Annotated in this window: 16 protein-coding genes; 7 read left to right on the top strand and 9 right to left on the bottom strand. The window is 66.0% G+C overall.

Features of this window, described 5'->3' with window-relative positions; genetic code table 11:
- Nucleotides 1-6: 6 nt before the first annotated feature.
- From IC40_RS0124975 to IC40_RS0124950, 6 genes are all read right to left on the bottom strand, one after another.
- A complete protein-coding gene (locus tag IC40_RS0124975; RefSeq protein WP_030137395.1) occupies nucleotides 7-1,566 on the bottom strand; it encodes a PPE family protein in 1,560 nt (519 codons plus the stop codon).
- Between the two features lies 1 nt (nucleotide 1,567).
- Entirely contained in the window at nucleotides 1,568-1,879 is a 312-nt protein-coding gene (locus tag IC40_RS0124970; protein ID WP_030137394.1) for a PE family protein, read from the bottom strand.
- Nucleotides 1,879-5,850: a type VII secretion protein EccC gene (locus IC40_RS0124965; RefSeq protein ID WP_030137393.1), complete on the bottom strand. Its 3,972-nt coding sequence runs from the start codon at nucleotides 5,848-5,850 to the stop codon at nucleotides 1,879-1,881. Before IC40_RS0124965 ends, IC40_RS0124970 begins: the two co-directional genes overlap by 1 nt.
- Entirely contained in the window at nucleotides 5,847-7,382 is a 1,536-nt protein-coding gene (eccB, locus tag IC40_RS0124960) for a type VII secretion protein EccB (RefSeq protein WP_030137392.1), read from the bottom strand. The genes IC40_RS0124965 and eccB overlap by 4 nt, the downstream gene beginning before the upstream one ends.
- Entirely contained in the window at nucleotides 7,379-9,229 is a 1,851-nt protein-coding gene (gene eccA / locus IC40_RS0124955) for a type VII secretion AAA-ATPase EccA (RefSeq protein WP_030137391.1), read from the bottom strand. The genes eccB and eccA overlap by 4 nt, the downstream gene beginning before the upstream one ends.
- A 232-nt stretch (nucleotides 9,230-9,461) precedes the next feature.
- On the bottom strand, nucleotides 9,462-10,346 hold the full coding sequence (locus IC40_RS0124950; RefSeq protein ID WP_030137390.1) for an oxygenase MpaB family protein: 885 nt from the start codon (nucleotides 10,344-10,346) through the stop codon (nucleotides 9,462-9,464).
- Nucleotides 10,347-10,432: 86 nt separating this feature from the next.
- On the opposite strand from IC40_RS0124950, the gene IC40_RS0124945 reads away from it, so the two are divergent.
- Nucleotides 10,433-11,041: a TetR/AcrR family transcriptional regulator gene (locus IC40_RS0124945; protein ID WP_030137389.1), complete on the top strand. Its 609-nt coding sequence runs from the start codon at nucleotides 10,433-10,435 to the stop codon at nucleotides 11,039-11,041.
- A gap of 32 nt (nucleotides 11,042-11,073) precedes the next feature.
- On the opposite strand, the gene IC40_RS0124940 is transcribed toward IC40_RS0124945, so the two are convergent.
- Complete coding sequence (locus IC40_RS0124940; protein WP_030137388.1) at nucleotides 11,074-11,649, bottom strand: VOC family protein; 576 nt, start codon at nucleotides 11,647-11,649, stop codon at nucleotides 11,074-11,076.
- An 83-nt stretch (nucleotides 11,650-11,732) separates the two neighbouring features.
- Between IC40_RS0124940 and IC40_RS0124935 the strand changes: the two genes are divergently transcribed.
- The 4 genes from IC40_RS0124935 (at nucleotide 11,733) to IC40_RS0124920 (ending at nucleotide 16,714) form a co-directional block, all read left to right on the top strand.
- A complete protein-coding gene (locus tag IC40_RS0124935) occupies nucleotides 11,733-12,356 on the top strand; it encodes a TetR/AcrR family transcriptional regulator (protein WP_030137387.1) in 624 nt (207 codons plus the stop codon).
- Nucleotides 12,353-13,486, top strand: coding sequence for an alpha/beta hydrolase (locus IC40_RS0124930; protein ID WP_030137386.1), 1,134 nt, complete (start codon nucleotides 12,353-12,355; stop codon nucleotides 13,484-13,486). The genes IC40_RS0124935 and IC40_RS0124930 overlap by 4 nt, the downstream gene beginning before the upstream one ends.
- A 41-nt stretch (nucleotides 13,487-13,527) precedes the next feature.
- Nucleotides 13,528-14,436: an NAD(P)-dependent oxidoreductase gene (locus IC40_RS0124925; protein ID WP_234411576.1), complete on the top strand. Its 909-nt coding sequence runs from the start codon at nucleotides 13,528-13,530 to the stop codon at nucleotides 14,434-14,436.
- 88 nt (nucleotides 14,437-14,524) lie between these two features.
- Nucleotides 14,525-16,714 carry an acyl-CoA dehydrogenase family protein gene (locus IC40_RS0124920; RefSeq protein WP_030137384.1) on the top strand — a complete coding sequence of 730 codons (2,190 nt, stop codon included), beginning with the start codon at nucleotides 14,525-14,527 and terminating at the stop codon, nucleotides 16,712-16,714.
- Between the two features lie 76 nt (nucleotides 16,715-16,790).
- Here the strand turns inward: IC40_RS0124920 and IC40_RS0124915 are convergent, their stop codons facing one another.
- Nucleotides 16,791-17,570 (bottom strand): SDR family NAD(P)-dependent oxidoreductase, encoded by a 780-nt coding sequence (locus IC40_RS0124915; protein WP_030137383.1) that lies wholly within the window; start codon nucleotides 17,568-17,570, stop codon nucleotides 16,791-16,793.
- A 115-nt stretch (nucleotides 17,571-17,685) separates the two neighbouring features.
- On the bottom strand, nucleotides 17,686-19,362 hold the full coding sequence (fadD2, locus tag IC40_RS0124910) for a long-chain-fatty-acid--CoA ligase FadD2 (RefSeq protein WP_030137382.1): 1,677 nt from the start codon (nucleotides 19,360-19,362) through the stop codon (nucleotides 17,686-17,688).
- 55 nt (nucleotides 19,363-19,417) lie between these two features.
- Here fadD2 and IC40_RS0124905 point away from each other — a divergent pair, with 55 nt between their 5' ends.
- Complete coding sequence (locus IC40_RS0124905) at nucleotides 19,418-20,638, top strand: DNA polymerase domain-containing protein (RefSeq protein ID WP_030137381.1); 1,221 nt, start codon at nucleotides 19,418-19,420, stop codon at nucleotides 20,636-20,638.
- Between the two features lie 221 nt (nucleotides 20,639-20,859).
- The gene (locus IC40_RS0124900; protein ID WP_030137380.1) at nucleotides 20,860-21,282 is read left to right on the top strand and encodes an STAS domain-containing protein; all 423 of its coding nucleotides are present in this window, start codon (nucleotides 20,860-20,862) and stop codon (nucleotides 21,280-21,282) included.
- Nucleotides 21,283-21,458: the final 176 nt, after the last annotated feature.

The following is a 21,458-nucleotide window of genomic DNA, read 5'->3' as shown; positions in this document are numbered from 1 at the left end:
GAGTTCTCAGTGCGGTCTTCCCCCTTCCGATGTGGGTGGCTCATCAGGACTCCAGGAACCCGGCAGCATCGGGTTGGTCGGCGCACCGCCGAAGGAATCCTCGGCCAGTTCCGCGAGGCCTGCGGCGGTGGGCCGCTCGACGCTGACCGCGCCGGTGAAGCCCATCGGGCCGGCTCCACGCTCGGAAGCCCGGACTGTCGGTTCGGGCCGGGAGTGCGGCGGTCGCGGGTCCTCCTCGGTGGCCTCGTAGTCCATGAACTCGTCGGCGTACGCGCGGTCCTTGATCTCCCCACCCTTTTTTCGCCGCCGCTTTCGACGCTCGGCGGCCGACAGCGCGGCGGCCGAGGCCACGGCTGCTGAGGACCCTGACGCTGGCGCCTTTGCCTGGGTGCCGTCCCGGACCGTAGGACTGAAGCCACCGCCGGGGTGCCCGCCGTAGACGGCGTAGGCCAACGCGGGAGCGGCTGCCGCGGGAGCCGCCGCCGGCGCGGCAGCCGGTGCGGCGGCCGGGGTGGCCGGTGCGGGCGCCGCGCCCGCGGGTGTGCCTGCCGGGGCGATGCTCGCCAGCGGCAGCGCCGATTCTCGTTGCGGTCCAGGCGCGGCCGGATCACTGAGTACCAATGGTGGCAGGTCGGTGAATTTGGGGATCAATGCCAGGAAGGCCAGCGCGACCAGGCCGAGGGACAGCAGCGGCAGCAGGAACGGCGCCAACGCCACCCCGATCCAGGTGCCCCAGCCGACCGGCTGGAAGATGGCCTGATAGACCAGCGCGAACAGCATCGGCCCCCAGGTGACCAGCGCCGCCGACGGGTTGGTGAGGAAGTCGACGAACATCTGGCGCAGGATGCCGACCGGGTCGGAGAAGAACTCCAGGATCAGGTCGCCACCGGGCAGCGATTTGATGTACTGCTCCAGGAACTGGACGATGATATTCGAATTGTTCAGTGCCGAAGCCGAATTGACCGCATCCGCTTGGGCCGACAGTTGGGCTGCGCTCGCGGTGAACGCACCCGCCTCGCCGATACCCGGGGCCAGTAGCGGCGGCGCGGGTTCCAATGTCGGCGTGGCGGCCACCGTCGCCGCGGAGACCGCCTGATAGGTGCTCATCACGGTGGCAGCCTGGATCCACATCCGTGCGTAGTCGGCTTCGTTGACGGCGATCGGAATCGTGTTGATACCGAAGAAGTTCGTGGCGATCAGCACGCCCCGCATGGCGTGGTTGGCGGCCAGTTCGGCCAGCGTCGGCATGGTGGCCAGCGCAGTGGTGTAGGCGGCCGCGGCGGTCTGGTGCTGCGCGCCGGCCACGGCGCTGGTGACGCTGGCTCGCGCCAGCCACGCGAGGTAAGGCTGGTGGGCCGCGATGTACTGTTCCGAACTCGGCCCTTCCCAGGCCCCGGCGGCCACCGCGCCGAGGGTCGTGGTCAGTTCGGCAGCTGCTGCCGCGTATTCGGTGCTCAGCGACTGCCAGGCTCCCGCGGCAGCCAGCAGCGACCCGGGGCCCGGGCCGCTGCTGAGCAGCGCCGAGTGCACCTCGGGTGGCAGGGCCATCCAGATGGGAGCGGTCATGTCAGCCGCCGCGGGCTATCAGGTAGCTTGCCGCCGCCTGTGCGTCACCACAGGCATAGCTCGCGGCGGACTGCGTAACACCCATGCCGGCACGGCCCAGCTCTTCGAGGGCCAGCGAGGCGACAGTGCTGTGCGCACTGCCGTGTGCGCTCAAGCCGGCTGCAGTCTGCAACGACACCGGGTCTGCGGCAGGCGGGATCACCGCGTTGACCAGTGGAGCGGCCGCAGTGTGGGCGGCCGCCAGTCGCGCGGTCAGCGATTCCACCGCCGAACCGGCGGCCGTAAGTCCTTCGGGAACCACACGCAGTGTCATCAGCTGTATTCCTTTCCGTTCGATCCGGCCGGTGCGATCTCCTCGGGTACCAGCGGATTCACAAGTTGCACATGAGTTGCCACCTCGCTGTCACCGAGCAGCATCGCCCGCCCGGCCGGTAGCTTGCTGAAACGCACACCGCGGAGCTTGCCTCCGTCGGCGGGACTACCGGACAGCATGACGGTGGTCGCCTGCAGGTCGTTGAGCCTGCGCAAGAGAGGTGCCGTCATCACCGCGTGCGCGGAACCGCTCGCCCTGGCGGTGACGATGACGCGCAACCCCAGATCACCCGCCTCTGCCAGCAGGCCCAACAGCGGGCTCCAGGGTCGCTGTCCGGCGTAGGGACCGCTGACCGCAGGACCATCTGGTATCTGGTCGACATCGTCGATGATCAAGTAGTGGATCTGCCCGCCGCCGTTGGTGCGATAGGACCAGTTGCGTAGCTCCGGTGCGCTCAATCCGGCCGGTGGGCGGCGCTTTTCGATCAGTGCGGACAGGCCGAGCATGGCCGGGGTGACGCGGTCGATATTCGGGGTGTACTCGTTGTCCGGGAACAACGGCTCCTCAACCAGGTGCAGCCGGCGGTCGATGACCGTGAACGCGACGTCCTGTTCGGTGGAATTCTCGCGGATGGTCCGGATGATGTGGCGTAGCAGTGTCGTCTTGCCCGAGCGGGAGTCGCCGAACACCATCATCAGTGGATGCCGGGCGAAGTCGATCGCGACGGGGCGCAGATCTTCTTCGCGTTGACCGATGACGACCTGTTCGGGGCCGACATACACCGCGCCCAGCGCCGACGGGGTCAGCTGTGTCGGCAGTAGCCGGACCGTCGGGGCACGTAGCCCGTTGTACCGCGCGTTGAGCGCCGCAATACCGCCCAGTTCCGGTGCGGCGAACAAGAAGTGTTCGGCGGCCATGGTGAGGCCGCGACCGGGCTGATCGGCCGGCACACTCTCCGCCGGCCGGCGCAAGGCACCCGCGACCCGGACATTGCTGTCATGTGCGTCGCTGAGCTTGAGCTCCAGCCGCATCCCCAGCCCGTCACGCATGGCCAGCGGAACCTCCAGCCAGTTCGGCGTGGTGATCACGACGTGGATGCCGTAGGCAAGGCCTGCGTTGGCCAGTTCGGTCACGCGCGCCAGCAACGGGTTGCGGGTGTTGAACGTATCGGTGTTGTCCCTGCTGAACGCATACAGATTGTCGATCACCAGGAACACTTCGCCGTAGCCGTCGCTGTACCGGCCCGCGGTGCCGGTCGCGGCGCCGCGTTCCTGACGTGCCCGCAGCAGCTGCTCCAGCTCGGCGAAGGTGCGCCGGATCAACTCGGGCTGCAATGCCGTCGCGACGGCACCGACATGTGCCAGATCGGCCATCGGGGCCAGTTGGCCGCCGCCATAATCCAGACAGTAGAAACTGATGTCACCGGGTGCGTGCAGAGCTGCCGCCGACAACATGAACGTCTGCAATGCAGTCGATTTACCCGACCGCGGGCCACCGTGGATCAGCAGATTGCCTGCCGAACCCGCCGCGTCGAAGACCAACAGATCGCGGCGCATCTCGAACGGCTTGTCGATCTCACCCAGCGGCCACCGCCATAGCCCTTCGGCGATCTCGGCGCGGGCCAGCACATCGGCCAGCGGAATGGCCTCTTCCAAGGGCGGCAACCACAGCTGCGGCGCCTTGGGACCGTAATTGGCCAACTGGTCGCCGATCGTTGCGATCAATTTGCGCGGCGGCGGGACATCGTCGACCGCGGCGTCGACGATGACGGTATCGGGCGCCGGTTCCACCCAGCCCGCCGTGAACAACTGAGGTTCGGGCACCGAGTGCACCACCACTGCGTGACTACTGCGTGGTGGATCGTAGATTCCGTCGACATAGGTGCTGCGGAACTTGATGGGGTTGGCCCCTGGTGCGGGCACCAGAAAACCCTCGCCCTTGTGTTCGCGGCCGGATTCGATCCGGTATGCGTCCTCGGATCCGATGATCTGTCGGCTGATCGACGGGCTCGCGACCTTCAGACCGATTCGGTAGGAGGTGTTCTTGTCGATGTCCTTGATCCGACCGACGTCCAGGGTCTGCGACGCGAAGAGGATATGGATGCGGAAGGAACGCCCCTTGCGCGCCACATAATCGAAGAGTTCGGCGTACTCGGGATGATCGGCGAGCATCAGGGTGAACTCGTCTGCCACCACGAAGAGCGTCGGGATGGGCGGAAGATCGTGTCCGGCCGCGATCGCACCCTCGTACTCGGTGACCGAATTGAAAGCACTGTTCTGGACCCGGCGGCCGGCGTCCTTGAGCAACTGCTCTCGGCGGGCCACCTCGCCGCGCAGGGTATCCGCGAAACGGTCGGCCAGCGAACGCTTTTCGGCCATATTGGAGATGACGGCAACGACCTGGGGGAAGTCGCGGAAGATATCGGCTCCCGCCTCACCCTTGAAGTCGGCGTAGATGACGATCAACCGGTCTGCCGAATGGGTGGTCAGAAGTGACAACAGTATCGACATCAGGGTCTGGGATTTACCGGACCCGGTCATGCCGATCATCAGCCCGTGCGGTCCCATTCCGCCCTCGGCCTCGTCCTTGAGGTCGAAGATCAGGGGTTCGCCGGTGGCCGTCACGCCGATGGGTACGCGCAGTTCCTCGTCACGATGCCGCGGTGCCCACAGACTTGCCACATCAAGTGCCGAGGCATCGTCGATACCGAAGAGCGTGGTGAAGGTCGATGACCCGGTGGCAGCGGTCCGCGACTGATCAGGGTTGGTGTCCCAGCGCGCCAGCCGACGGGCCAGATGGGACGCCTGTCCAGCCGAAAAGCCATCCGCGATATCGATATAGGGCCCCCAGCCACCGGTCTGCCAACGCTCGAGGCGGCCACCGACCACCTTCAGGATGGGGCGCTCCGGGTCCGAATACTGCTCGCGATGGGGCTCGGTGTCCGACCGGACGATCACGGTCACACCCGCGATACCGGTCCGACCGAACACCGCATCAACGTCAGCATCGGCGTCGTCGATGAGCACCAGGAGATGCCTTCCCGCCTCAAGCGCGTTGCCACCGAACGCATCACGCTCATCGAGCGTGGGGGCGAGCAGTGCCCGCAGTGCATCAGCGCTGGGCGCGAGGTAGCGGGCGGGTCCGACTCCGTCGACACGGCCGGGAACATCGGTGTGCGGCAGCCATTTCAGCCAGGACCAGTCGGCGGCCTCGAGGTCAGGGGTCGCCAGCGCGACACCCAGCACCGTCGGATCATGCCAGGTGACCGCCTGCGCGACCCAGGCGCGCATCGCATCGCGCACCTCGTCCGACGTTCCCAAGACCGTGATGCGGGATACGTTGGCCAGGTCGATGCCGACCGGAGCGTTGCGCACCGTCCGATGTACGTCGAGCAGCCCGCGCAGGGTGGTGTGCGCCACCGGTTCCAGGTCGATCTCGTCGGCGGTGTCCTTGACCCGCAGTGGGGTACTCAACGGCACATCGGCGACACCGGCACGCACCACCAGGAAGTCGGGGTCGTGCGGGTCACGCTCCCATTGACGACGGGTTCCTGGTATCGCGGACAACGAATTCGGTTCGGGATGCGACCATTCCAGCGCGGCTCGCTGCGCGGCGGCCTGGGCACGGACATTGTCCCGCACCACCGACAGATAGCGCAGGTAGTCCGCGCGCTCGGCGTCAACCTCCTCGGTCCGCAGTTTGTTGTCCGAACCGCGGTACAGCGCGCTCGCCGCCAGCAGCAGTACGAACGGGAAGAACAGCATGGTCGGTGAGATCATCCGCATACCGGTGGCGAAGAGCGCCACGATCATGCCGACGATCAGGATGACGATGAGATAGGGCAACACCCGACGCAACAGCGATGGCGGCACCAGTCGCGGTAGTGACGGCGGTGCCTCGATGGTGATGGCACCCTTGCGGACCTCCGGAATCGGCAGTCGGCGGCGCGCCTCGAAGATCAAGCGACTCATCGGTTTTCTCCATCCGAGGCGATGGCTCCGACGGCATCGTGTGCGACCAGCGCGTCGGCCCGCGACAAGGTGGGCCCCGGCGCGAACTGGGTGAGCACCGACCACGGGATGGCCAGCGGGGGCGGGTTCAAGCCCAGGGCCTCGACGGCCTTGGCGTCGGTGGTGGTGTCCACCCCGTAGCGGACACCGGTGTCGCTGACCCAGAAGGCCGAACCGGCCGGCGGGGCACCGGCATCGGACCCGACGGACTGGACGAAGTATCCACTGCCCGGCCTGAGGGCGACCCGCTCGGCCGTTGCCGCACTTCCCGAACCGACCAGGTCCACGGTCTGGAGTCCCTGCGGTAACGGCAATGCGGCTCCGGACAGAAGACTCAGCCTGCCTGCGGTCGCATCGGCGGGCTTGGACCAATAGGCACAGGTGACGGGGGCCGGTCCGGCATCGACCAGTGTCAGTTCGTCGGACGGGTAGGCGGCGGTGTCGATTCCGCCGGCCACCGGCAGTCTGGCGATCTCGTCTGCGCCGAGTCGCGGTGGCTGCTGCAGGCCATATGAATCGGTGTTGCGCATGATGGAGGCCAGCACAGGCGATACGGGCTGCAGTCCGTCGATCTGCACGACGTAGTGCCGCAGGGTGTTGTCGGAGTCGAACGCCGCGATCACCGCTCCGACCGGAGCAGGGACCGGTAGGTCGAACTGCGGCGGCGCTCCGGCACCGGGCAGCGCAGGCGCGACCAGAGGTCCCGATTCCGGGATCGCATTGAACAAGCCGGGGGCGATGTTGCGTGGCTCCGGGATGGCCGTACCGAGACCGAGAGCAGCGGTCACGGCGCGGTTGCCGAGGTCGATGAGACTGCGCTTGCCGTTCCACAGCAGCCAGGTTCCCGCGTTCACGGCGCCGACGTTGCGCACCAGTACCGCACGGCCGGTCTGCAACTCCGCGGCCCGCTCGCCCTGTTCGTCGGGAACGCCGGCGATCAGGGTGACACCGGCCCCGTTGTCGGACACCGAATCGCAGACCGTCCAGTTCGCATCGCGAGAGGTGTTCTGCACCATGCGCTCCGGGGCACCGGGGATGCCGATGAGGTTACCTCGGGCAAACCGGTCGATCTCACTGCTCTTGACGGTCGTCGGGTTGTCGGCCTGCCCGGCGATCAACCGTGCGGAGGTCAGATTCAACGCGGGATGTACGACGTCGCCGATACGCACGTAGAGCGCCGAGGTCTCCCGATCTGCCAAGATCGTCGCGCTGCCGGCGTCCCCACCCGGCCGGATCAGGGAGAAGACGAAGCAGCCTGCGACGACGGTGACCGAGACCAGCGCGCCGACGAGCACCGCGCGGTTCTGCGTGCGCAACGGGTCCACCAGCATCCGGGTGTCGTGCAGTGCCACACCAGAGGCGATGCGGCGCATCATGAATCGCCACCCGGACACCTGGTGACGGGTGACGAAACCGCGGCGGTACGCGACACGGTCGGGATTCTCGTTGACCGGTGTGCGAGAAGCGAATTCGCGACGCTCTTGCTCGCTCATCCGGCGGCCTGCGGCAAGGCGAGGCCCAGGCCACGCAGCAGCGGTCCGGCGGATCGACTGACGTCTTCGGCAGTGATGGCCATCAGTTCTTCATCGGTGAAGTCGTCGGAATCGGAGTGATCCAATCGGTACTCGCGTTCCTCTTCGGAGCGCTCGACAAGGTTTCGGACGAATCGGCCGTTACCGGCGATGTCCAGGCTGCGCCGGGCGGTGCCGGTGGCGTCCGGAGTGGAGCTGGCGGCGAGGTGGGCGAACAGCGCCTCCATCTCGTCGTGGGCCGCAGGCTCGAAGACGCTGTCGCGCTTCTCGGCCATCCGGGTTGCCATCTCGACGAGTTCGGTTGCGTTATAGGACGGGAAGTCGATGCTGCGGGTGAAGCGTGACCGCAAACCCTCGTTGGTGTCCAGGAAGCGGTCGAGATCGGCACGATAGCCGGCGACGATCACGACCAGTCGATCACGGTCGTTCTCCATCCGGGCCAGCAGCGTGTCGATGGCGACCAGGCCGAAATCGTTCTTGGCACCGGTGGACACCAACGCGTAGGCCTCGTCGAGGAACAGCACACCGTCGAGCGCGCTGTCGATGATGGCGTTGGTCTTCGCCTCGGTCTCGCCGATGTGCTGACCGATGAGGTCGGCCCGGTGCACCTCGCGCACGGTTTCCTTCTTCAAAAGCCCTAGTCCGCAATAGATCTTGGCGACCACCCGCGCAATGGTGGTCTTGCCGGTACCCGGGGGGCCGGCGAATACCAGGTGGTTGGCGCGTTGGGCGACGGCCAGCCCGCGCTCCTGGCGGCGGATCGACATGGCCACCGAGCTTTTCAGCCGGGCCACCTGATACTTGACCTCTTCCAGACCGATGAAATCGGCGAGTTCGGTCTCGGCCTCGACGAGCAGATGCGCCTTGCGTTCCTTGGCGCCCGGGTCGACGAAGTCGGCCTCACCCGGTTCGGTCTCGGGATCCCACGGGTTGGCGCGGGCCTCGATTCGGGCTGCGGTGGTGGTGTTCAGTCCGAAAGACTTGTCCAGCAAGGCTTCTTCGACACCGCTGTGCTCGGGATTGGCCGCATACAGCTCGGCGAGCACATCCTCGGACTCGTCGTCCTCACCCTCGGCGCGCAGACACAACCCTTTGACCAGGCCGCCGTCGACCGTGGCCACCGGCACAGGACCGGCGGGATTCTCCAGATGCGACAGCGCAGGCGCGTACATGCCGAGGTGGGCAAGCGCGATGCCGAGGGTCACCCGGGCGGCGTGGGCATAGTGCTCGTCGAGGTCCGGGTTGTTCACCACGGGGGTCAGCACGCGCACCACATCCGACCAGCGCCTGCTGCGGTGGTAGAGGGCGACCCGCACCCAACGCGCCTGTAGCCAGGTTGGACGCCTGTTGATCAGTTCCTCGACGAGTAGGTCCGCGGCAGCAAGATCACCGGCCTCTGCCAGCGTGGCGGCATGGGCGAGCGTGATGTCGTCGCGGTCGGTGGCGCGGAACCGGAGGTAGAGCCCGGTGTCATAGACGAAGGCGAGGTCGCCCGATCCCAGATCGACCTCGCGGCTCAGCACACCGAAGGTGCCCAGAGTGCGCCAGATTGCGGTGATGACGCGGTCAGCGTCCGTCCCGACGCCCGCTCCGGCGGCAGCCAAGCCGATCCAGGCGTCGCACTGGTCGCGTGCGATACGCGTCAGCTCCGTGAAACCCGCACGCGCCGCGACAAGATCTGCCGGTCGTCGGCGATCGTTGACCGACAGCCCGAGCGACCGGCAGCACGTTGCGAACCTGCTCACCACGTCGCGATCCACGCGCGCTCCCCCGGTGGCCGGGGCAAGCGAGTTACTGACGGTGTCCATGTAGTGGTCACAGAGTGGCTGCACGCCCCCTGCTATCTCCTTAAGTATGCCTAGGCTAACTCCGCAGAAGTTAGCATTGCATAAACTAACTGTCGAGATATCTGACACGGGCGCCAACGGTGTGGAACATCACCAAGCGTGCGACGTGCCAGCGAAGCCGCACAGCGGATGTACTCGCGAGATCAGCCGATCAGCAAACTCTGACGAGACCCGCGGGAAGCGCGGGGAAATTTCAGACGAGCGGTCGGCCCGTCCGGATGCGCCAGTCGAGGTCCTTGAGCAGCACGTTGAACGGGAACTGCCGAACGGGACCCGGCGCGATGTTGTTGACGAACCGCAGCACGCCCATCAGTTGATCGAACCGGCGCTGTCGCTGCGGGTCCCACGGCAACCGCATCTCGTCACGAAACCGCTGCGGTAGGAATCCTGTGGTGATCAGGCCTGCCAAGTTCTCGGCATGCCGCTGCAGCGGGCCGGGCAACCGCAGACCGCGCAACCGGGCGACCGCAATGGGATACAGGAACTCCCGCGCGGCGTCGTCGATGTGGATCTGCTCGAGCTGCTCTTCCCAATAGGCGTCGAATGCCGCCCTGTCGGCGGGCCACATCTCGGGGGTCACCTGCAGCGTGGTGCCCAACGCCATGCCGTCGCGGTAGTGCTGGTCGGCCGTTTCCTCATCGACCTCACCGACGAAGATCCGCCGCACGTCGACCGATCCCTTGTACAAACAGGCGGCCACCCACAACTGCAAATCCTTGTCGAAGGCGTTGTACTCGACGGGACTGCCCTCGGTCGAGTGCACCTGGGCATGCGCCTTGTTGACGGCCCGGCGGAACGCCGCTTTCTGGTCTTCGGTGCCGCGGCCGGCCACCGCCAGATAGGTGAAGGTGGTGCGCGCCCGCTTGATCGGATGGCGATCGATGCGCCCGCTCTCCACCTTGCTCTCCATCACGCCGTACGCGACGCCGGGGCGCCCGAGTTGCATGATCACGTTGGCCGGACCGGCCAGCAGGGCCACGCCCATCAACCCGTCGCCGACCGAAGCCCCGCGGCCTCGCTTGTGCGGCACAGACGGCTGGCGGGAGGTGTCGCCGACGCCTCGTTCGACGATCGCCATTGATTGCCCCCAAAAGTGAGAACGAACGTTTCCTGATAGTGCCGCCCATCTTGCCGCGCAGTTTCGACGGGTGTCAATATGGGTCCATGCCCCAGGTTCGGCCGTACCGCGGTATCGCGGCACCGCAGCGGTTGGCCGAACGCAGGCAACGATTCCTCGACGCCGGCCTGGACCTGCTCGGCGGTGAAGACGAGGAACTGACCGTCCGCGCCATCTGCAGCCGGGCCGGAGTCACCACCCGGCACTTCTACGAGGCCTTCACCGACAAGGATCAGTTCGTCGCGGCGGTGTTCGACTCGGTCATCGGCGCCATCGCGGCGACCACACAGGCGGCGGTGGCGGCCGCGCCACCGAGCGAACAGAACCGGGCAGGTATCAGCAATCTGGTCGAGACCATCGGGGCGGATGCCCGCGTCGGCAGACTGCTCTTCGATGCCTCGTCCTCCAACGCGATGCTCATCCGCAAACGCGCCGAGCTTGGCGGATTCTTCGCCGTGCTGGCCGCCCAGCATGCCGGGGAAGTACTCCCCAAAGCCGGGACCGCGCAGGTCGACGCGATAGCGCATTTCGTCGTCGGCGGCGTCAGCCAGACGATCAGCGGTTGGCTCAGCGGGGCCATCGACCTCACGCGCGCCGAACTGATCGATCTGCTCACCGGGATGTTGAACAGCTTCCCCGATCCGCGCCAGGGTTAGACCGGTTCTATACGACCGCTCGCGGCGGTGTTCTATACGACCGCTCGCGGTCGGCGGTCCGCTGCGGTCTTCGGCACCGTCGTCGCATCGGCATCGGTGAACTCCTTGATCCAACAGGCGAACTCCAGGGTGATGCCGTCGGGATCCTGAAAATAGAACGACCGGACGTAGACACCCGGGTGCAGGGTTTTGGAGGCCTGCCACTCACTGTCGTCGTGATTGAGCACCGGTCCGACCCGAACCCCTTTGGCCTTGAGCTTCTCCCGGTACTCGTCGAATTTCTCCGCGGGCACGTGGAAGGCCAGGTGGTTCATGGTGGACACGGCGCTGGTGATCTCGCCGAGCCCCGGGAGCGCGATGGGTGCGGACACGCCCGGGACACCGTCGGGGGCATCGGTGAACCAGAAGAACGCCACACAGTCACCGTTGCCGGCGTCGAAGAAGAAGTGCTGCCCCATCCCGCCGGGCAGGTCCAGCGATTTGATCAACGGCATGCCCAGGACACCGGAGTAGAAGTCCACGGTGCGCTGCATGTCCGAACAGACAAGAGCGACATGGTTGATACCACCCAGGGTGAACTCGGAATTCGGATTGTCCGGCTTGATCATCACGACCTCCAGGTCTGGCGCAGATCCAGATCTGAATCTAACATCAGATTCAGATCTGATCAACGAACCGGGAAGGTGGGAACGTGACCGCTCGGGTCGAGCTGCCCACGGTGCGTGGCCGCCAGACGCAGGCAGCCATCGACGCTGCCGCACGAACTGTCGTGGCACGCAAGGGGATTCTGGCAACCACCATCGCCGATATCACCGCGGAGGCCGGGCGCTCGACGGCGTCGTTCTACAACTACTACGACTCCAAGGAGGCGATGGTCCGAGAGTGGGCCGTCCGCTTCCGCGACGAGGCGCGCGAGCGGGCTCGCGCGGCGGCCGAACCCGGTCTGGACGATGCCGCCCGCGCCCATGCCGCCGCGGCAGCACACTGGCACACCTACCGGCACCGTCTCGCCGAGATCATCGCCGTATCTCAGCTCGCGATGGTCAGTGAGGATTTCGCACAGTACTGGTCCGAAATCTGTGAACTACCCATCACGTTGATCACCGCCATGGTCGAAAAGGCACAGCAGCGCGGATTCTGCGCCGGTGACGACGCCCATCTGATCGCGGTGGCGCTGGTGTCCATGCTCAACCAGTTCTGCTACACCCAGCTGTCGGGTTCGGGTGCGCAGACCGTTGATGATGACAAGTGCATCGCGACCCTGGCCGCCATCTTCCACCGGACCATCTACCACGAGGGGACTCCCCGGCCATGACAACCAAGGGCGCGACACCGGGGGTGATCCGAGAGTTCGTCGCGATGGACTCCCCCACGGCTCGGCGGGCAGGTGCAGGCGGGCACCCGTGCCAGGGTTTGTATCACCGTGGGGTCGGCCGCAAACCGAAGATCGCGGTCATCGCCACGCACTATCAGATCGACTTCTCCGAGCATTACCTCGCCGATTACCTGGCCACGCGCGGTATCGGGTTCCTGGGGTGGAACACTCGCTTCCGCGGTTTCGAGAGCAGCTTCCTACTCGATCACGCACTGGTCGACATCGGCGTCGGCGTTCGCTGGTTGCGCGAGGTCCAGAACATCGAAACCGTGGTGCTGCTGGGCAATTCCGGTGGCGGGTCGTTGATGGCGGCGTACCAGGCGCAGGCGCGGCACCAGCATGTCACCCCGTTGGACGGCATGCGTCCGGCCGCCGGTCTGGCCGATTTGCCAGCAGCAGACGGGTACGTCGCCAGCGCGGCGCACCCCGGCCGTCCCGAAGTACTGACTTCGTGGATGGACGCCTCGGTCATCGACGAAACCGATGCGGTCGCCGCCAATCCCGAGCTCGACCTGTTCGACGAGCGCAACGGTCCGCCCTACCCACCGGACTTCGTGACCCGATACCGCGCAGCGCAAGTGGCCCGTAACGAGGCGATCACGGACTGGGTGGAATCCGAGCTGAAGCGCGTGCAGAAAGCCGGCTACTCGGACCGGCCGTTCACCGTCCTGCGTACCTGGGCCGATCCACGCATGGTGGACCCGACACTGGAACCGACCAACCGGCGGCCCAATCTCTGTTACGCCGGACCACCGGTGAAGGCCAACCGATCCGCACGTGGGATCGCCGCGGCCTGCACGCTGCGTAACTGGATCGGCATGTGGAGCCTGCGGCATGCACAAACCCGGGCCGAACCCCACCTGGCGCTGATCGATTGCCCGGCACTGGTGATCAATGCCCACCAGGACACCGGCGTCTTCCCGTCCGACGCGCAGCGAATTCATGACGCGCTGAGCTCGACCGACAAGGGGATGGTCTCGATCGACACCGACCACTACTTCACCACGCCGGGTGCGCGCAGTGAACAGGCCGATACCATTTCCAGGTGGATAGCGACACGGTGGCGTTGAGAGTCCTCGCACACTTCACACCCGGTCAGCGTGTTCTGGATATGGTTGCGCCGGAACATGATTGGCTGGACATCCGGTGGTGCGCCGAGGATGACGACGAGACCTTCTATCGCGAGCTCCCTGACGCGGAGGTGATCTGGCACGTGCTGCGCCCACTGTCGGGCGCAGACCTGGAGCTGGCCGGCAGCTGCAGACTGGTGCACAAGCTCGGCGCCGGGGTGAACACGATCGACGTGCCGACAGCGACTGCCCGGGGTATCGCGGTGGCCAACATGCCCGGCGCCAATGCGCCGTCGGTGGCCGAGGGCACGCTGCTGCTGATGCTCGCGGCGCTGCGCCGCCTACCCTTGCTCGACCGCGCCACCCGTGCCGGAACGGGCTGGCCATCGGATCCGAGTCTCGGCGAGACGGTCCGCGACGTCGGCAGCTGCACCGTTGGACTGGTCGGCTACGGGAACATCGCCAAGCAGGTCGAGCGCGTGGTCGTCGCGATGGGCACACCCGCGGACAGGGTGCTGCACACCAGCACCCGCGACGACGGGCACCCTGGCTGGCGCCCGCTGCCCGAATTGCTGGCCGACAGCGACATCGTCTCGCTGCACCTGCCACTCACCGAGGCCACCCATCACCTGCTGGATCGGCAAGCCCTGGCATTGATGAAGCCCGCGGCGGTGCTGATCAACACCGCGCGTGGGCCGATCGTGGACGAACTGGCGCTCGCCGAGGCACTGCGCGCCGGACGCTTGGCCGCCGCGGGTCTCGATGTGTTCTCGGTCGAACCCGTCGAAGCCGATAACCCGCTGCTCAATCTCGACAACGTGGTGCTGACCCCGCATGTCACCTGGTACACCGCCGACACCATGCGTCGCTACCTGGAGCTTGCCCTCGACAACTGCCGACGGATCCGGGACGGCCAGCCCCTCGCTAACGTGGTGAACCAGGTGAACTAGGGGCGGGCGGTGACAACCGTCACCCCGCGGGTACCCTCGGTTACCAACCGACCGGTTAATAGGGAAGTTGCCCCCATGGAGGTTAAGCGTGCCCATCGCGATCAACTCTGAACACAACGACCTGGCCGATTCGGTCCGGTCACTGGTGGCCAAGGTCGCCCCGTCCGACGTCCTGCACGAAGCGCTGGAGACGCCGATCTCCAACCCGCCGCCGTACTGGAAGGCCGCCGCCGAGCAGGGGCTGCAGGGCGTTCACCTGTCCGAGAAGGTCGACGGTCAGGGCTTCGGCATCCTCGAACTGGCGATCACCCTCGCCGAGTTCGGATACGGAGCGGTCCCCGGCCCGTTCGTCCCGTCCGCGATCGCCAGTGCGCTCATCGCCGCCCACGACGGCGAGTCCGCGCTGCTGAACGGCCTGGCTACCGGTGACACCATCGCCGCCTACGCGATCGACTCCGGCCTGACCGCCACCCGCCAGGGTGAGCAGTTGGTCATCCGCGGCGAGGTGCGGGCCGTCCCGGCCGCCGCCCAGGCCTCCCTGCTGGTGTTGCCCGTCTCGATCGACAGCAGCGAGGAGTGGGTCGTCCTGGACGCCGCCGCGCTGGAGATCGAAGAGGTCAAGAGTCTCGACCCGTTGCGTCCGGTGGCCCACGTCCGGGTCAACGCCGTCGAGGTTGCCGGCGACCGGGTCCTGTCGAACCTGACCCGCGCACATGCTCGGGCGCTGATCGCGACCCTACTGTCGGCCGAGTGCGTCGGCGTGGCGCGTTGGGCGACCGACACGGCCACCGAGTACGCCAAGATCCGCGAGCAGTTCGGCCGCCCGATCGGGCAGTTCCAGGCCATCAAGCACAAGTGCGCGGGCATGATCGCCGAGACCGAGCGGGCCACCGCCGCGGTCTGGGATGCCGCCCGCGCCATCGACGAATTCCACAGCGGTAACGAGGATTCCAAGTACGAGTTCGCCGCCGCCGTCGCCGGAACACTTGCTCCGGTAGCCGTGCAGCACACCACCCAGGAATGCATCCAGGTCCACGGAGGAATCGGGTTCACCTGGGAGCACGACACCAACGTCTACTACCGCCGCGCACTGGTGCTGGCCGCCAGTTTCGGGCGGGCCGCCGACTACCCGCAGCAGGTCGTGGACACCGCCACCGGCGGCGGTCTGCGCAAGCTGGACATCGATCTGGATCCCGACACCGAGAAGCTGCGCGAGGAGATCCGCGCAGAGGTGGCCGCGCTCAAGGAGATCCCGCGCGAAGAGCGCAACACCGCGATCGCCGAGGGCGGCTGGGTGCAACCGCATCTGCCCAAGCCGTGGGGCCGCGATGCCCAGCCGATCGAGCAGATCATCATCGCCCAGGAGTTCTCGACCGGTCGGGTGGCCCGCCCGCAGATGGGAATCGCGGCCTGGATCATCCCGTCGATCGTCGCCTACGGGACCGACGAACAGCAGCAGCAGTTCCTCCCGCCGACCTTCCGCGGTGAGATGATCTGGTGCCAGCTGTTTTCCGAGCCCGGCGCCGGATCGGATCTGGCCAGCCTGACCACCAAGGCCACCAAGGTCGACGGCGGCTGGCGCATCACCGGCCAGAAGATCTGGACCACCGGAGCGCAGTTCTCACAATGGGGCGCACTGCTGGCGAGGACCAACCCGGATGCTCCGAAACACAATGGCATCACGTACTTCCTGATCGACATGAAGTCACCTGGTGTCGAGGTGAAGCCGCTGCGCGAGCTGACCGGGGACGCGATGTTCAACACCGTCTTCATCGACGACGTCTTCGTGCCGGATTCGATGGTGCTCGGTGAGGTGGACCGTGGCTGGGAGGTCAGCCGCAACACGTTGACCAATGAGCGTGTCTCCATCGGTAGTGCCGAGCCGCCGTTCCTGGCCAGCCTGGACCAGTTCGTGGAGTTCGTCCGCGACGGCCAGTTCGATCAGATCGAGCAGAACCACGCGGGCAAGTTGATCGCCGAGGGGTACGCCGCCAAGGTGCTCAATCTGCGCTCGACGCTGCTGACGCTGGCCGGTGGCGATCCGATGCCCGCGGCCGCGATCTCCAAGCTGCTGTCGATGAAGACCGGTCAGGGCTACGCCGAGTTCGGCGTCTCGTCGTTCGGCACCGACGGCGCGCTCGGCGACAAGGAGCATGCGCCGGGCAAGTGGTCGGAGCGGCTGCTGTTCAGCCGGGCGACCACGATCTACGGCGGTACCACCGAGGTGCAGCTCAACATCATCGCCGAACGTCTGCTGGGCCTGCCCCGCGACCCGTAACGGTCACCTTTCCTGCGCGAGCAGGCGCGTGTACCCCTGAAACAACGCCGTTTCAGGGGTACACGCGTCTGGTCCGTCAGGGCAGGATGGCGTCGACGTAGCCGCCGTCGACGCGCAGCGCACCGCCGGTGGTCGCCGAGGCCAGCGGCGAGGACAGATACACCACCATGTTGGCGATCTCCTCAGGCTCGATGAGCCGCTGGATCAACGATTGCGGCCGGTGCAGCCGCATGAACTCGCGCTGCGCCTGCTCCCAGGGCAGCTCCTTGTCCACCAGTTGATAGACGAAGTCCTCCACACCAGCGGTGTGGGTCGGCCCGGCGATCACGGAGTTCACCGTGACACCGGTACCCGCCGCGTCCTTGGCGAAACCACGGGTCACCGCGAGCAGGGCCGTCTTGGACACGCCATAGTGGATCATCTCCGCCGGTGTGACGACGGCCGAGTCGCTGGCGATCTGAAGCGCTCGGCCCCAACCCTTTTCGATCATGTTCGGTAGGTAGGCGCGGATCAGCCGGACCGCCGCGAGCACGTTGACGTCGAAGTAGGTGCGCCACTGCTCGTCGGTCACCTCGCGGGCCGGAACCGCCTCGAAGATGCCGAGGTTGTTGACCAATACGTCCACATCGGGGAACTCCGCCACCAGCGCGGCGGCCCCGTCGGCGTCGGCCACGTCACCGGCGAAGCCGACCGCATCACCGCCGACGGCGGCAACGGCCTCGTCGACACGGGCCTGGGCACGGCCGTTGACGATGACGCGCGCCCCGGCGCCGGCCAGTCCGTGCGCGATGGCCCGGCCGATCCCCTGGGTGGAACCGGTGACGAGTGCGGTTTTACCGGAGAGGTCGATGTTCACGACAAGGTATTACCACCACGCGCCCCGAGGTATTCCTGCCCGGGAGCGTGCGTCGACTCGCAGCGACACGCGGTGTGTCGGGGCGCAGACACGCACGCTCGCCGGGAAGGTGAGGTCAGTCGATCTCCATCTCGCGCAGTTCGCGCTTGAGAATCTTGCCGGTGGGATTGCGCGGCAACTCCTCGATGAAGACAACCTCACGTGGCACCTTGTAGCGCGCGAGGTTGTCGCGCACATACGCCTTGATGGTGTCCTCGTCGATCGAAGAGCCCTCGACTCGTACGACGAAGCAGCGCAGCCGGTGGCCCCACTCCTTGTCCTCCACGCCGAGTGCGGTCGCCTCGACCACCTCGGGGTGGCCGCTGACCAGATCCTCGATCTCGGCCGGGAACACGTTCTCTCCACCGGAGACGATCATCTCGTCGTCACGCCCGCTGACGTAGAGCAGATCATCGTCGTCGAAGTAGCCGACATCACCGGAGGACAGCAGGCCGTCGATGATCTGCTTGCCGCCACCACCGGTGTACCCCTGGAACGGGAAGAAGTTGCCGACGAAGATGCGCCCCACCTCACCCTTGGGAACGTCGTTGCCGTTGTCATCGAGGATCCGGACCTTCATACCCTTCACCACCGGGCCGACGGTCGACGGATTCTTCGAAAGGTGCTGCGGCCCGGCGATGGTCGCGAATGCAACCTCTGTGGATCCGTAGAGGTTGTAGATGACCGGGCCGAGGTCCTTCATCGCCCTGGTCGCCAACTCGGCGCCGAGCTGCGAACCCGAGACGAACACGATGCGCAACGAGGACAGATTCGGTTTGGGTGAGGTCTTCTCGAGCTCATCGAGCATGCGGGACAACATCACCGGGACGACGACGATCGCGGTGACCTTGTGCTTCTCGATATCGGCGAGCACGGTCGCGGGCTTGAATCGACGACGCAGCACCAGCGTCGTACCCAGCATCATGGCAATCGTCGAGTGCAAAAAACCCAGCGCGTGGAACATCGGCGCCGGCAATGAGGTGACCTCGTTCGACTTGAACGGCACCGAGGACAGCACGCCGCCGATCGGCGCCAACGAGGGCGGGGCACTGCGATTCGCGCCCTTGGGGGTACCGGTCGTGCCGCTGGTCAGGATGATGATCGACGATTTCTTGGTGGCCGCAGGCGGCGGCGCGGAACCGTTCTTGGTGACGATGTCTTCGAGCGTCTCGTCGGTGCTGCCCGACGGTTCGTCCTTATCGGGGTTCACGCCCAACGCGCGCAGCTTGCCGAGCTCAGGCGCGGCCTGTGAGACCGCGGCGGTGTATTCATCGTCGTAGATGATGATCCGGCTGCCCTCGCGCTCGGACACCTCTTTGATCTGCGGGCCGGAGAACTCGCTGTTGAGCAGGATTATGCGGGCACCGATCTTGGCGGTGGCATACACCGCCACCAGGAACCACCGATGGTTTCGGGCAAGGATGCCGACCCCGTCCCCACCACCGATACCGCGGGCCAGCAAGGCATTGGCGACGGCGTTGACCGCGTCGTCGAGCTCCTTGAACGTCATGGTCCCGAAGTCGTCGATCACGGCGTTGCGGTTCGGGTACCGACGAGCATTGAGGGCGGGGATCATCCCGATCTCGCCCCACTGCTTCATATCGTTGACGAAGGCGGCGATATCGCGCGGGGGCTCCAGCTTGAGCGCACCCGCCTGGAACATTTTGCGGGCATAGTGCAGCTCCGCGGCGCCCCGATCGATGTACTTGCCTACCGATTCCTGGATCTTTGACAGCGGGCTCAGCTTCGACATCTGTCAACCTTATGTGACGCCGGTCGCTACGCGCGGTCGAACCTACGATGAGGAGATGGCCGCTCGCGCGCAGGTGGAGATTGCGGGTAGGCAAGTGCCCGTCACCAACCCGGACAGGGTGATCTTCGACGATCTCGGCCTGACCAAGGCCGACCTTTTCGATTACTACGCGGCGGTCGCCGATGGTGCCCTGCGCGGCGTGCGTGACCGACCGATGATCCTCAAAAGATTCGTCAAGGGCATCGCGGTGGAGGCGATCTTCCAGAAGCGGGCCCCGGAGAAACGACCCGACTTCATCCATGTCGCCGAACTGAAGTACGCCTCCGGCACGTCGGCGAAAGAGGCGGTGTTCACCGCACCGGCCGGTCTGATCTGGGCGGTGAACCTGGGTTGCGTGGACCTCAATCCCCATCCGGTGCGCGCCGACGACCTTGAGCATCCCGACGAGCTGCGGGTGGATCTGGACCCGATGCCCGGTGTGGAGTGGGCACAGATCCTCGACGTCGCCGCGGTCGCGCGATCGGTGCTCGAAGACCATGGCCTGACCGCATGGCCGAAGACATCGGGCTCGCGCGGCTTCCATATCTATGCGCGCATCCACCGCCAGTGGCCGTTCAAGCAGGTGCGACTGGCCGCCGAGGCGGTGGCCCGCGAAGTCGAGAACCGCAGGCCCGATCTGGCCACCGCGCGCTGGTGGAAAGAGGAGCGGGGTGCTCGCGTCTTCGTCGATTTCAACCAGAACGCCAAGGACCGCACCGTCGCCTCGGCCTACTCGGTGCGAGCCACCCCGGATGCGCGGGTCTCGACACCACTGCATTGGGACGAGGTGCCCGGATGCCGCCCGGAAGCGTTCACGGTGGCCACGGTGCCGGCACGCTTCGCCGAGATCGGTGATCCGTGGGAGGCGATGGACGACCATCGGGGAAGCCTGGATGGTCTGCTGGAGTTGGCCCAGCGGCTGGGTCCGGCCGAGAAACCGCCCAAGGGTACGGGTCGGCGGACCTCGACGATGCCGCTCATCGAGGTTGCCAGAACCAAGACCCGCGACGAGGCGATGGCGGCCTTGGATGTGTGGCGCCAACACCATCCCGAGGCGGCGGCACTCCTCGAACCCGTCGACGTGCTCATCGACGGAATGCGTGGACCGAGCTCGATCTGGTATCGCGTCCGGGTCAATCTGCAGCACGTCCCGCAGTCACAGCGGCCGGTGCAAGAGGAACTCATTGCCGACTATTCGCCGTGGGATGGCTACAGCGGATCTCAGTGGCGGCGCTGAACGCGCGGGTCGGCTACTGGCCGGTAAGCGGTACCCACGGTACGAACCCTTGAAACGCAAAGCTGAAATACATTGCAGTGCATAGGTTTTCAATTTGCTCAGCGAAACCTTACCCTGCTCTCAGACTATCTTCTTAGCAAAGTCTCAATCACTACTCCCAAGTACCTTAAAGTCGCCCGATAACTTCGGTGTCAGTAGAGATCCACGAAGGGAGGCAGTCCATGACAATCGCATTCCGGTATGGCAACCCCGCCGTCCAGTGCGGCGGAGCGGAACTGCGGGCGCAGTGCCGCCATCTGGCCTTGGTGGTGACGGTGTCCGGGGTGATCGACGACAACAACGTCGACAGCCTCACCGAGCAGGTGCGTCGACTGGTCCTGGCCGAGAAGCCGTTCGTTCTCGACCTCACCGACGTGACCTTCCTGTCCGCACGCGGTGTTGCACTGCTCTACGCACTCGATGACGAATGCGATATGGCCGGTGTCGAATGGGCGCTGATTGCCGGCGCCCCCGTTCTCGACACCCTGCACATGATCGACGACGCATTCCCCATCACGGTCTCCGTTCCGGAGGCGTTGCACCATTTCGCCGAGGGCACCCTTGCCCGGCGGCGCCTGCTCCCCCTCCTCCGCAAGACCGCATAGAAAGGCGGAACGACATGTTGCTCGACGTTCGCTGGTTGACCGCCCTGATCGGTCGGCATCGCAAGCCGGCCCACTAGGGCCCCTTCCCGACAACGAATCGGCTCCCGCCACCTCTGTGGCGGGAGCCGATTCATATCTGTCGCAGTCACCACATCCGGCTAGGGACTTCCGGCCCT

It is taken from the genome of Mycolicibacterium neoaurum ATCC 25795 (genome assembly GCF_000691525.1).
Taxonomy (GTDB): Bacteria; Actinomycetota; Actinomycetes; order Mycobacteriales; family Mycobacteriaceae; genus Mycobacterium; species Mycobacterium neoaurum.
The sequence above is the reverse complement of the archived record's forward strand: the minus strand, read 5'-3'. Positions and strand labels throughout refer to the sequence as shown.